Origin of the sequence: Pseudoalteromonas sp. SCSIO 43095, assembly GCF_023650455.1 — a bacterium.
GTDB classification, from domain to species: Bacteria; Pseudomonadota; Gammaproteobacteria; order Enterobacterales; family Alteromonadaceae; genus Pseudoalteromonas; species Pseudoalteromonas tetraodonis.
The window spans coordinates 109111-122368 of record NZ_CP087995.1; the positions used below are offsets into that span (position 1 = coordinate 109111).

Sequence of the window (13258 nt, forward strand, 5' to 3'; positions counted from 1 at the left end):
GCGCAGTTACCTTAGGCGTAGGTGCTTTGTAGCAACTATCGTAGAGTAATAATTAACGTTTAAGTTAATTGTTAGAAAAAGGTCACTTAGGTGGCCTTTTTTAATGGCTGCGATTTACATCATGTGAAGGTGGCGCAGTTACCTTAGGCGTAGGTGCTTTGTAGCAACTATCGTAGAGTAATAATTAGCCTAGCTAATTAATACGAAAAAACCCGAGCTTAGCCTTAATGCGGATCGTTTAAGTTAATTGAACGATCTTTCAGAGGCTTCATAATAGGCTACAACAAAAGTTGTGGCCTATTTTTATGTCTGAATTTATTAAAGAATTACACCTTACTACTGAATTTAGCCAAGATCGTGATATTGATTCGTTTACTAAGCATATTCCCCTTGAGTGGATTGAAGCAGCCGTTACTCAAACAGGGAGAGCCTCTGTGCGTAAACGACGTTTCCCCGCCGAGCAAGCTGCTTGGCTTGTATTAGGGATTGGTTTATTAAGAAACCGCTCAATATCTGAAGTCTGTGACAAACTAGAGCTCGCTTTTCCTGACGCTAAAGGAGAACTTCCACCATTGGCGACGAGCAGTATTATAAAAGGGAAAGAAAAGCTAGGCGCAGCGCCTATGAAACACCTTTTTAAACATACAGCAACGCAGTGGGAGCAGTCGCAAACTTTTGATGACGTGTGTGGTTTAAAGCTGCTCAGCATTGACGGTACACAATTTAAAACTCAAGATACACCGAGTAACCGTCACTTTGGCTATGCTAAATCGACAACAAACTTCCCCTCAGTACTTGCTGTGACCTTGATGTCGACAAGAACGCATTTAATATCCGATGCAGCGTTTGGCCCCATTACTCAAAGTGAAATTCATTATGCTCAACAGCTTGTTGGCTCAGCACCTGAATATTCATTGACGCTATTTGATAGAGGTTTCTTTTCGGCTGAACTATTTACGAGCTGGCAAGGCGTTAGCGAAAACCATCATTGGCTTACACCCATCAAAAGCAAAATGCGCTATGAAATAACGGAGTCATTTAGCGATTACGACCACTTAATAACAATGCCTATTTCACCACAAGCTAAGAAATCAGCCCCTTACCTAGGTGATACATGGCAAGCAAGGCTTATTCAAATTCCGACACCTAAAGGGGAAATAAAAGGGTTCATCACCTCATGCGTCTGTCCAGAAAAGTACCCGCTGAAAGCGCTACTCGATGTGTATTGGCAACGATGGGAAATAGAGCGAGGCTATGGTGAGCTCAAGCAGTATCAACTATCAAATAAACCAGCATTACGGAGCCTGAAACAGGAAGGTATTTATCAAGAGCTCTGGGGTATTCTGACATCATATAATATCGTGAGACTTGAAATGGCAGAGATGGCTAAAGCCCATAAAGTTGAGCCATTACGCATCAGTTTTATTAACGCATTATATCTCATACAAGACGAGTTTTTATGGTGTTCAGGTCGAAGCCCAGGGACAATCCCTAAAAAGCTAAAAGAACTACGTGAAAACGGTAAACGGCTAATATTACCGGAGAAAAGAAAGCGAAAAGCTTATCCGCGAGCGGTGCTGGCAAAGACACAAAAATATCCGGTTAGATATAAACGAAAAAACACCACTCGTTCTTAAACGAGTGGTGTTAGAGCTTAGCCTCGGGTTTTTTAATGCCTGCAATAAAATAAAGGTTTCAGGTGCAAGGTGTTAGGTAAAGCAGCTCGGTGTTAATTTTAACACTGTCACTTGGGTTGAGTTTTATCGAACTTAGAGGGTAAAGCATGAAGGTTCTGCAATTACCTTGGGCATCGGTGCTTTGTAGCAACGATCGTTGAGTTCTCAATTACTGTAATGCTGCAGGTTTCAGGTTTTAGTGAGTGAAGTTTGGCGTTCCTGTTGTTGTCGTAACGAAGTTTAAAGCAGCATTGATACCGCTGCTTAAAAAAATTAACGAGACTATTTTAAGGCTTGTTTATCGTTATTTAAGTTGGAACGTTGTTATAATAGGTAATAATTAAATAGTCAGTAGCGCAGAGAGTCCAATGGAACTTGAACAAGATAGCAATTTAACCCTTCCTTTATTTATTCTAGATGAAACACTAAGTACCCGTGACTTAGCGCAGCCTGACTTGGAAATTTCAGTTATTTTAAGTGATGAGCTACTTACTCAACTATGCCAGAACCCCAGTGCTGACAGTAGTATAGGCATTAGCATTGCAGACTATGAGTTGAATATCATCAATTCAAGCTTTGCTACCGTAGCGCATAGCGAGCATGATGCTCAATTAACCATAACACAGGGGCCTCTATTAAGCGCTGTGGTGACTACTGTTGAAAACCTAACATTCGTATCACCGCAAATCGATATGATGCCTACGTTCGATTTAGGTGATGAGACAGAATAATGAAAAAAAATATTATAGGTACTTTTGTACTGATTATCTTAAGTGGTTGTGCTTACTTAGGTAATGCACATTACAATGAATTATTCGGTCCTGAGCAAACACAAGATCGTATAGTTGCTCATAATAGCGGTGCTGGGGCTGAGTTTTTACAGCAAGTAAAGCCTGTACTCGATAACCGCTGCGTGGTTTGTCATGGCTGTTATGATGCGCCTTGCCAATTAAAACTCTCTTCTCCTGAAGGTATCGACAGAGGTCTCAGTAAAGAGCTGGTTTACGATGGTACTCGGTTGTTAGCCTCAACGCCGAGCCGATTATTATTTGATGCAACCACGACTGAGCAATGGCGAGATAAAGAATTTAGCCCGGTATTAAACGAGCGAGCACAAACTGAAGAAGCCAATTTAGCGGGTAGTGTGTTATTTAATACGCTGGTATTAAAGCAAAGTTCACCCTTGCCAGAAGATGAAGTATTAGATGAACGTTTTGATTTTTCGCTTAGCCGCAACCAAAGTTGTGCGACGATGGGTGAGTTTGACCAATTAGCGGATGAGCAACCGCATGCGGGTATGCCTTATGGCTTGCCTGGAGTGACTACTGCTGAATTTCAGCACTTACAAAACTGGATCAAAAAAGGCGGGAAAATGGCGCACATCAAGCCGCCATCAGCTGCTGAGCTTGCGCAAGTAAAAAACTGGGAAGCATTTTTAAATCAAGATGGTTTGAAGTACCAATTATCAGCGCGCTATATTTATGAGCATTGGTTTTTAGCACACATCTACTTTAGTGATGCACAATCACCTAACTTTTTTAAGTTGGTACGCTCAAGTACTCCCCCTGGTGAAGACATTAAATTAATAAGTTCTCGTCGCCCTTACGATAACCCAAACGTTGAGCGTGTTTATTATCGACTGCTTCACGACCGTTCTACTATTTTATCAAAAACGCATTTACCGCTTAAACTTAATGATGAAAAGTTGGCACGTATTTACCAGCAATTTATTGCGCCAAATTACACTGTATCTAGTTTACCAAGCTATGAGCCTACCCTTGCATCAAACCCGTTTAAAACGTTTGAAGCACTGCCTATAGATGCAAAATATCAATTTATGCTCGATGAAGCTGAGCTAATTATTATGGGCTTTATTAAAGGCCCTGTTTGTCGTGGTCAAATAGCACTCAATGTGATTAATGATCATTTTTGGGTGGCGTTTGCTGATCCTAAAAAGGTAGCGACTCCGGCGGTAGGTAAAATGCTGGTACAACATGAGGATGCATTAGAGTTGCCCGCAGCAGAGGAAAGTAATGCGTTACCGATTTCTAATTGGGTAAAATACTCGGTTCGCGAAAAACGTTACTTAAAAGCCAAGGTAGAGCTTGCTAATAATCTGTTCAAAAACGGCGAGCATTTAACCACTGACTTATTGTGGAAAGGGGATGGGCACAATCAAAATGCGGCACTGACTATTTTTCGACACTTTGATAGTGCAACTGTAGTTAAAGGCTTTATTGGCCAACAACCTAAAACTATGTGGGTGCTTGATTACGCGCTGTTTGAGCGTATTCATTACTTGTTAGTTGCGGGCTTTGATGTGTATGGCAATATTGGCCATCAATTAATAACGCGCTTATACATGGACTTTTTACGTTTAGAGGGTGAGCACAACTTTTTAGCTTTGTTACCTGAAACTCAGCGAGAGACAATTAAACAGAGTTGGTATCGAAAATCACCACCTAGTTTGTCGACCTTTTTTGAAAACAATCGTGAGTTTAGTCAACCCAGCGGTATTAACTATCAAACAGATGAACCGCAATCAGAGCTATATGGCTTAATTAAAGAGGCATTAGAGCCCGTTTTAAGTCCTCGTTATGACTATAAAAAAGTACCCGCACCATTAAGTGCGATTAATACCATGCCTGCTAAAGCAGTTAACTTACTGCCACAGCTATCTTATGTGCTAGTGAAAGAGCAGGATGGCCACACAGGCTATACGATTATTCACCATAACGCGCACTATAATATTTCGAGCCTACTAAACGAAGATGGACAGCGCGCCTATGAAGAAGATACGGTGACAATTGTTCCGGGCTTTATTGGTGATTACCCTTCTGCAATTTGGTATTTAAATAACGCCCAACAGGTTTCTGCCTTTGCAGAACAGTTACCGCTAATGCAAGTGGAAGCTGATTATCGCGCTTTAAAGTCTAAGTTTGCGATTCGTCGAACTCACCCGCAATTTTGGCAATACAGCGATATTTTACATCAGGTTGCCCGCCAGTACCGAGGGGTTGAATTTGGCATGTTTGATTATAATCGACTAGAAAATCGTTAGGTACACGCTAAACGGTTACAAGAGCCCAGCTTAACTAGCTGGGTTTTTTGTATTTAATAATTTAGTAATTAGTTTGCTAAGCTTAGGCTACAATTAAAACAAAAAAGCAACCTAGTTTAGGTTCAACATTGTTAAGAGTATTCGCAAACGTTACCGTTGGGCTTTAGTTGCTATTGCCTTACTGGTCAGCGTATCTGCATTACTGATGCAATACTTCTTTTCAGTGCAAAAATACGATGTAAAAATTATCAATATAGCTGGCAAGCAACGTATGCTTTCGCAAAAAATAGCTTGGCATAGCAATGCATTAATTAATCAAACGGATAATCACGCACAACATCTTCAATCGTTAAAACACTCCCTTGAGTTATTTGAACAAGCCCATGAATATTTACTCACTAAAGATGAGCAAGGTAACGCAGTTTATCTAAATACACCTTTATTTGATTTATATTATGCCTCCCCAAGCAACTTAGATGCAGAAGTGTTGGCCTTTATAACGCAAACTAAAAATTTGGTTTCTCAAAAGGAGCCTATTAATTTGGCTTCGTATCCTGTGGGCGAAGTTGAAGCATTACTTAAAAAATTAGACACTGCGGTGAGCTTATTTGAGCAACAAGCGGTAAAAAAGGTTGATTGGATCTCTAGTATTGAACTGCTTTGTTGGTTTTTTACTCTGGCATTATTGTTTTTAGAACTTAGATTTGTGTTTATGCCGATGGAAAAACGAGTTCTGCAGAACTTACAAAAGTATCAACAGCAAAAAGAGTTTGCAGAGCAGGTAAGTAATAACAAAGAACACTTTATTGCACGAGCCAGTCATGAATTTAGAACTCCATTACAGGGGTTAATTACCTCGATCGATGAGCTAAAAATTCCCACTTCACAGCAGGATATACAACGCCAAGCTCGGTATTGCTCGGCGAGGTTGTTGGCGATGTTAGATGAATTACAAGATTTACAAGCGCTGAGTTTAAATCGTTGGTCGTTAAACTCGACCTCTGACAACTTACTAATCACCATAAATAAAGTGTTAGTTGTGTATGAATATGGTTGTACTGAAAAAGGGTTAAAGTTAATCAGAGAGTTAGCAGCGAGCTTAGACTGCGCGGTGATTGTAGATCATGCGCGCTTACAACAAATAGTTAATGAGCTACTTAGTAATGCATTAAAGTTTACAGAGCAAGGAGAGGTGAAAGTCATCGCTACGCTCAACAATAACCAACTATCGTTGAGCGTCGAGGATACTGGCTGTGGCTTTGCTCACCTTATCGAGCAATTAGAGTTAGACAGCACTGAGCAATGTAACCATTTTCAAGGACTCAGAACAGGCCTTACCCGTGTACAATATATTGTTAAGGCCTTAAAGGGTGAAATTCGTTTTGAAAATAATCATCAGCAAGGGGCATCTGTATTTTTAACATTACCATTAGAGATGGATACTACTTTAAGCAAGTCATCGTCAATTCCTGATAACTTACATTGTTTAGTCGTTGAAGATAACCCACTTAATATGCTGGTACTCACTAAGCTATTAACCGCATTGAACATACACGCAGAATGCGCTGAGAATGGCAAAATAGCGTGTGAAATGGTCGCCAAAAAATCTTATGACGTCATCTTTATGGATTTAAATATGCCGGTTATGGATGGGTTTGAAGCCACTAAAATCTTGCGTGATAACGATAAAACACTGCCGATTATTGTGGTTACCGCAAACACCTCTGATAGTGATCTTGCTCGCGCTAAAGCTTGTGGAGCAATAGGTCATATTCATAAACCCATAGATCAGCAAAGCATAATCGCGGCGCTAAACGATGCTTTTCTACCTGAGGTTGATTAAATCTCACTTGCCTAATTATTCCTTATTACGTTAATTTGAGTTTTTAAGCTCTGTTTTGGGATCTAATGTGCGCTCAATTTTACTACAGCAATTTAGTGGTTATTTATCTACCGATGACAGTGCTCGGTATTGTATCGACGATTTAACTTGGCAAGTAAAGCAGGCTGAACATTGGGTATTACTCGGGGGGAATGGCGCTGGAAAATCAGCACTCGCAGCAGCGTTAATTGGTGAAGCAAAACAGCAAAGCGGGCAACGTCATAGTACCTTTAACAAGCTACAATTAGTGTCAAGTGATCTACAAAAGCAGTTACTTAACACGCATCGTAAAAGTGAAAAGCCACAAAAAGTAACGGACATGCTCTTTGCTGAGCCTGAAATAAATAGCGATTTATGCCAACAGTTAATCACCGCTTTTAATTTTGATGCCTTACTTAATCGTGATTTTACTGATTTATCTACTGGCGAAACGCGTAAATTATTATTAATTAAAGCGCTATCTGCTAACTGTGATTTAGTTGTGCTTGATGAACCATTTGATGGCTTAGACTCTGAATCGGTTGGGCAGCTAAACCATCTATTACAGCAGTTGAGCGCACAAACCTGCTTTGTGTTTGTGCTAAACCGTGTTGACGAAATTCCAGCGTTTGTTGATCACTTTGCTTATGTGAATAATGGTCGTTTACAACATAGCTTGGCAAAACCGTGTGCAGCAAAACGAGCGGATTTATTCAAATTACTTCATTTAGAGCATACATCATTAAGTATTCCCGATGCGCCTGAATGCTGTTTTAAATCAGCGACAAACACGCCACTCGTTAAGCTCACTAATGCCCATGTGCGTTACAGCGAACAAACAATTTTCGAAAATTTAAACTGGACGATTAACCAATATCAGCACTGGCAACTCACCGGGAAAAATGGCTCAGGTAAAACCTGTTTATTAAATTTAATTACTGGTGATAACCCTCAGTGCTATAACAATGAGATTGAAGTGTTTGGTTTTAAGCGTGGCACAGGGGAGAGTATTTGGGATATAAAACAGCACATTGGTTATATTTCAAATACGCTACATTTGCAGTATCGAGTGAGTATTTCGGCGCTTAATACTATTATTTCAGGGTTTTTCGATAGCATTGGTTTATATCAACAAGCCAGTGAGTTACAAACGCGTTTAGCTAAAGAGTGGTTGGCACTAATTGGTTTAAGTGACAAAACAAATAGCGCTTTTACCCAGCTATCGTATGGCGATCAGCGACTATTACTGATTGTGCGCGCAATGGTTAAACATCCTGCTTTGCTTATTTTAGATGAGCCATGTTTAGGGCTTGATGAGGCAAATCGTCAACGCGTTTTACTGCTGATAGAAAAGGTGTGTGCTGCAAAAACGAGTACCGTTATTTATGTAAACCATCATGCAGCAGATACCATTAAAGGTATTGAACACACCTTAAAAATGGAAGATTTTAAACCGGCTCACTATGGGCAACAAGCTGCTCATAGTGAGACGCTTATATAAGCTTGTTTATAACTGAGTAACCTTAAACCCTTGGTCGCGAAGTTGTTTAATTAAACCATGCTGCTCAACTAAGTGCAGAGCACCTACCGCAATAAACACCTTACCTTGTTCAAGTTTAGGCGTGAGCTGAGTGACCCAATTATTATTGCGCTCAATCAGCATCACTTGCTCGCTTTGTTGACCGTATTGGCTGTCATCAAAACTGGTGTGGTAATAGCTGGTTAGGGTTTGCATATCGCCCTTTTTCCATGCATCCACTAGGGTGATAAAGTAGGTATTAATATCGCTTAGTTGCTCAAAAGTTTCTGCCATCATGGCATTGCTTAATGACTCTAAGCCATTAAACATCTGTAGTTGTTGCTCTATGGTTTCAAGCTCCGCAATGTTAATACTGTGCTTTTGCGCGTACTCGAGTATTTGCTTATCGATACCGTTTTTATCTGAATAGCCCGCGTTTTGAAACTCAATTTGCATCATGGTCAACATAACAGCCCAAGGTTTAAAACTATTGAACATGGCAATATCAATCGATTTTTTAGCAAAGTAGTTTTTGAGGAGTTGATAATTTTTTTCTGAAAGCTCGCTCTGCAGTGTGCGCCCGTTAGTAAGCAACATAAACGGCATAGAACGTTGCTGCATTTGTAATGGTGATAGTTTACTAATATCTACTTCAACAACAACTTGATTACTGTTATCCAGTGCGTGAGTCACTTTTTGTGGTAGCCCTTTCATGCTGGCATCGCCCACATGCACGGTGCCAAATAAATACGAGCTAGCGCCTTGTTTTTCTATTTTGAATAGAGCCGGTGCTGCATAGCCATTGACGCTAAAGGCTAAAAGTAATAACACCATAAATAACTGACTAATACGTAATGACACGTTCATAAAATCCTATCCAAGTTTAAGTTGTTTTATAAATACTAACTTAGTTTACTTTATAGGTAACGTAAAAATGCCTGATTAATCAATCAGGCATTTTTCGGTGTTATTGATACCAATTATTGCTGTAGGCCATGTTGCCATAATTAGCCAGCGCACGAGCTTGTTTGATGAGTGCGCTATCGTTATGCTTGGGGTGTAATTGCTTATTTTTATAAATATAGGTGGTTGCCGGTTTATCTGGCTGCAAAATAACAACTTTATTGTTTTGCATGTAAGCAAAGTTTTTATCGTACTGCATCATTGCACGCTGCTTGTTTTTGGCCACAGGGCGAGTGAGATCATGACCAATCATTGGGTGTTCACCGCTGGCGCCAATAAGCGACAGTAAGGTGGTAGGTATATCCAGCTGACTGGCTAATTGATGATCGCGTTTGGGTTTAATACCGTTTCCAAAAATAACCGCAGGAATTCTAAAGTGATCAATAGGTACAAGGCTGGAACCAGACACGCGTGAGTCGTGATCAGCAATTACTATAAACACAGTATCGTCCCAGTAGGATGATTTTTTCGCCTTTTCAATGAATGTGCCAAGGGCATAATCTGCATATTTAGCTGCGTTATTACGGCTTTGCTTTGGTTGCTCAAACAGGACTATTTTACCGTCCGGAAATTCATAAGGGCTATGATTAGAACTACTAAAAATCAGACTAAAAAATGGCTTTTGCTGTTGTTGTAATTTATTCAGCTCTTTATCTGCTTGAGTGAATAAATCTTCGTCAGATGCGCCCCATGAACCATTAAAGTTAATGTTATCGAAGCTTTCACTATCAACAATATCACTAAAGCCGTTACCCAAAAAGAAGCTACGCATGTTGTCAAAGTGACTTTCTCCACCATAAATAAACTGAGTATGGTAGTCCTGCTTTGCTAAAAAACTAGCCAAGGTAAAAAAGTCACGTTGTGATTTATCGAGTTTTACAACCGCGCGTGAGGGAGTCGGTGTAAAACCGGTTATAACTGCTTCAATACCGCGTACAGAGCGAGTGCCGGTAGCGTATAAGTTATCAAATCCCAGCCCTGTTGATAAAGTGTATCTATATTAGGCGTTAAGGGTAAGCCACCCAAGGTACCTACATAACGAGCGCCCAAGCTTTCTTGCAGAATAATAACCAGGTTTTTCTTTTTACCTTGGTAGCTTGGCTGATGAAAAGTGCGGGTAGGGGCATTTGGATTATTAAATATTGCTTGAGGATTTTGCATGGTACTGCGTACTGTGGCGAGTAACTCCTCTTGAGGGACCTTGCCATAATATGCCTGACTTGATTGCTCATTGGAGAGCTGTTTTAACGCAAATGCTACGCTATATGATGAATTAAGCGTGAGGTCATTCAGCAAGTGGTCGGTCGAAAATGCCACCATAGCGGGGTTTAATGGACGATGGCCTAATGAATTTCGAGCGCCTAACAGTGTTAGGCTACATATAATAACAGCTAATAGTGATAGTTTTATTGCCCCTAGGGACGAGCGGTTTTGCCATTGCTGAGTAAGAATTTTGTTAGCAAATTTAATGGTGAAAACGAGCGCTAAAACAGCGAAGAGGACTTCGAGTTTGTAACCTGAAAAAATCATTTTAGAGACTTCTTTAGGATAAATAAGGTATTCAATAAATAGGCGATTAGGGCGTAAGTCGTATTCGTTAATAAACGTGGGTGTAATAACCTCAAAAAACACTAACATTGCAGCCATTATTACTAAATACCACTTTACGACTCCTCGAATATAAGCAGTTAATTTGAGAGCATGTGCTGCAAGTGTTAGCAACAAAGCGGGGGTTATGATGTAGCATAATGTTGCTATATCAACACGTAAACCGCCTACAAAAACAAAGTGCCAGGCGCCTTCGGTAAATACACGGCCACTTTGCCACAAACTTAAACCTAATCGCGCAAAAGTTAGCAAGCATAGGAGTGCGAAAAAAAATACCGCTAAAACCCACAATGGCCCCAGTACTTTTTTAGTGCTACTGATTAAGTCCATAGCACAGACCACCAAACTAAAATAGCAATAAGCATGGCGATAAAGACACTGGCGGATGCAATATCTTTAGCTAGGCCTGATAGTTCATGATATTCGCTACCGATGCGATCAACCACCACTTCGACTGCGGTATTGACCAACTCAGCAAATAACACAAACAATAAGCTGGCAATCAAGATTAATTTGCTACTTAAAGTAATTTCTTGCAAGCAGGCAAATACGCCTAGCAAACTAAATAAAACCAACTCTTGCTGAAAAGCAGCCTCAAATCGGCTCATCCATTTTAGGCCGTTAAATGTATGGCTTAAGGTAAAAATTAGGCGCATTAGGCCTTGGCGTTTTATAACGGTTTTATTATTCATATTTTAGTTTCGCTATGGTTAATCGTTTGACATGACGCGAGTAAATCTTCAGAGGTTTGGTAGGTTTTACTCGCAACACCGGTTAAGTTTAAAAGGGTATGAAAAATAGCATCGTGTGATTGCGCTAAAGTGCTATTTAAATTGTTGAGACACTTGGCTGTAATGCGCTGATTATGCTCATCAGCCCAGATGTAAAGAGGCACATGGGTTTGAGCTGTTGGTGCAAATGCATAGGGAAAGCCATGTAAGTACGCACCATTTTCACCGAGCGACTCGCCATGGTCAGACACATACAGTAATTGCTTATCAATATTGGCCGGTAGTGCCTTTAACTGTTCAATAACTTGAGCGTTGATAAAATCACTATAAGCAATTGTATTGTCGTAGGTGTTAACCAGTTCTTCAGCGTTACAGTTCTGAATATCGCTGCGGTCGCAGGTTGGACTAAACTGTTTAAATTTTTCAGGGTAGCGCTTAAAGTAAGTAGGGCCATGTGAACCCATCATATGCAGCACTATAAGCGTATTAGCCTGACTCAAGTTAGCAAGCTTGTGCTTTAGTGGGGCTAGCAACGCTTCATCAAAACAGTATTTACCATCACATAGTCCGGATGCTTTGGTATCAATATTAATGGTAGGTACGCGCGAGCAGACGTTTTTACAGCCACTGTTATTATCAACCCATAAGACATCTGCGCCTGCTTGCTGTATCAAATCAATCACGTTTTGCTGATTATCACCGTCTAAACGAGAAAAATTGGCATGAGTTTGCAGTGAAAACATACACGGTACTGACACTGCCGTGGCCGTGCCACACGACGATACATTATCGAAATAAGTGACATTATGTTTTTGTGTGTATTGGTTGGTATTGCGCTCATAGCCTTGGTAGGAAAAGTTTTCAGCTCGTGCGGTTTCACCTACTACTATGACAGTAACTCGTGTTGTACTTGGCGATGCTAAAGTTGGTGTGGTATCAATATTTTTAAATTTAATATCGCTGTAAAGCAGCTGATCACGTGTATACTTATAGCCACTAGAAAGGTATTGAAATGGAATGATTTCTTTTTTCAATATACGGTTATTTCGACCTGTTGCCGCGTAATCGGCGTAAAAGTTTACTACCACTAAAGCAATCAAAGCACCGCATGCTAGTAACAGTTTAATACGACTGAGTATTTCTTTGTGTGGGCGGGCACAGTTTACGTTTATACGACTCAAAACAAAGGCAGGTAATGCGCCAAAAAGCAGTAAAAAGCCAACAAGTTGCAAGTTTAAATAGCTTAACGCTTCACTAGAGTCCGTCTCTGCTGCGTTTTGTATCATTGAGTAATCAAATACCACTCCATAGTTTAATGAGCCGTAAAGTGCGGCACTTGAGAGCACGAGTAGTAAGTAGTTGATGGGTTTTAATAGCCCTCGAACAGACACCAAAGAAAAAAATATAACTAATAAACATACAAGTAGTAGCGGTACAGAGAATAGAAATAACCACGAAAATGTGTGCAGCGAAGTAATAGCGCTAAACGCACCATGCATAAATGGAATATTAATGATTAAGCCGTAATAGCATGCCATTAAAATAACAAATGCATTAGCGCTGCAGTTAAAGTAAAAGCGCTTTTTGGTGTTTGCTTGCGATTGCTTACTGAGTTTGAAAATTGAATTCATAACACATCTCTTTTTCGTGAACGCTGTTATGCTAGGTCGTCACACTTAAGAAACACTTAAGAAGTCAATTTATTTTATTTTGTGAGCTATAAAATACAGCGGTTTGCTAAAAATTAATCAAACCATAATTCACCGTTATAAGAATAGTGAATTTCCTGAGTTGAAATGAAGGGATAAAAAATTCACTTTGTTTAGGTTGTTTGAATTT

8 protein-coding genes and 1 pseudogene are annotated in these 13258 nt (G+C 40.1%); 5 read left to right on the plus strand and 4 right to left on the minus strand.

Annotation, left to right across the window (positions count from 1 at the left end):
- The first annotated feature begins 305 nt into the window (after positions 1-305).
- The 5 genes from LOC50_RS00545 (at position 306) to modF (ending at position 8099) form a co-directional block, all read left to right on the plus strand.
- On the plus strand, positions 306-1637 hold the full coding sequence (locus LOC50_RS00545) for an IS4 family transposase (RefSeq protein WP_036979639.1): 1332 nt from the start codon (positions 306-308) through the stop codon (positions 1635-1637).
- 407 nt (positions 1638-2044) lie between these two features.
- The gene (locus LOC50_RS00550; protein ID WP_250653426.1) at positions 2045-2407 is read left to right on the plus strand and encodes a hypothetical protein; all 363 of its coding nucleotides are present in this window, start codon (positions 2045-2047) and stop codon (positions 2405-2407) included.
- A complete protein-coding gene (locus LOC50_RS00555) occupies positions 2407-4737 on the plus strand; it encodes a fatty acid cis/trans isomerase (RefSeq protein ID WP_248532182.1) in 2331 nt (776 codons plus the stop codon). Before LOC50_RS00550 ends, LOC50_RS00555 begins: the two co-directional genes overlap by 1 nt.
- Positions 4738-4942: 205 nt before the next feature.
- Positions 4943-6580 (plus strand): response regulator, encoded by a 1638-nt coding sequence (locus LOC50_RS00560; protein WP_250653427.1) that lies wholly within the window; start codon positions 4943-4945, stop codon positions 6578-6580.
- A 67-nt stretch (positions 6581-6647) separates the two neighbouring features.
- The gene (modF, locus tag LOC50_RS00565; RefSeq protein ID WP_250653428.1) at positions 6648-8099 is read left to right on the plus strand and encodes a molybdate ABC transporter ATP-binding protein ModF; all 1452 of its coding nucleotides are present in this window, start codon (positions 6648-6650) and stop codon (positions 8097-8099) included.
- 6 nt (positions 8100-8105) lie between these two features.
- On the opposite strand, the gene LOC50_RS00570 is transcribed toward modF, so the two are convergent.
- From LOC50_RS00570 to LOC50_RS00585, 4 genes and pseudogenes are all read right to left on the minus strand, one after another.
- Positions 8106-8984: a TraB/GumN family protein gene (locus tag LOC50_RS00570; protein WP_069438789.1), complete on the minus strand. Its 879-nt coding sequence runs from the start codon at positions 8982-8984 to the stop codon at positions 8106-8108.
- Positions 8985-9084: 100 nt separating this feature from the next.
- A pseudogene (locus tag LOC50_RS00575) lies at positions 9085-11018 on the minus strand (LTA synthase family protein).
- On the minus strand, positions 11009-11380 hold the full coding sequence (locus LOC50_RS00580; protein WP_008112748.1) for a diacylglycerol kinase: 372 nt from the start codon (positions 11378-11380) through the stop codon (positions 11009-11011). Before LOC50_RS00580 ends, LOC50_RS00575 begins: the two are co-directional and overlap by 10 nt.
- Positions 11377-13050, minus strand: a complete 1674-nt coding sequence (locus LOC50_RS00585) for a phosphoethanolamine transferase (protein WP_250653429.1) — start codon at positions 13048-13050, stop codon at positions 11377-11379. Before LOC50_RS00585 ends, LOC50_RS00580 begins: the two co-directional genes overlap by 4 nt.
- Positions 13051-13258 lie beyond the last annotated feature (208 nt).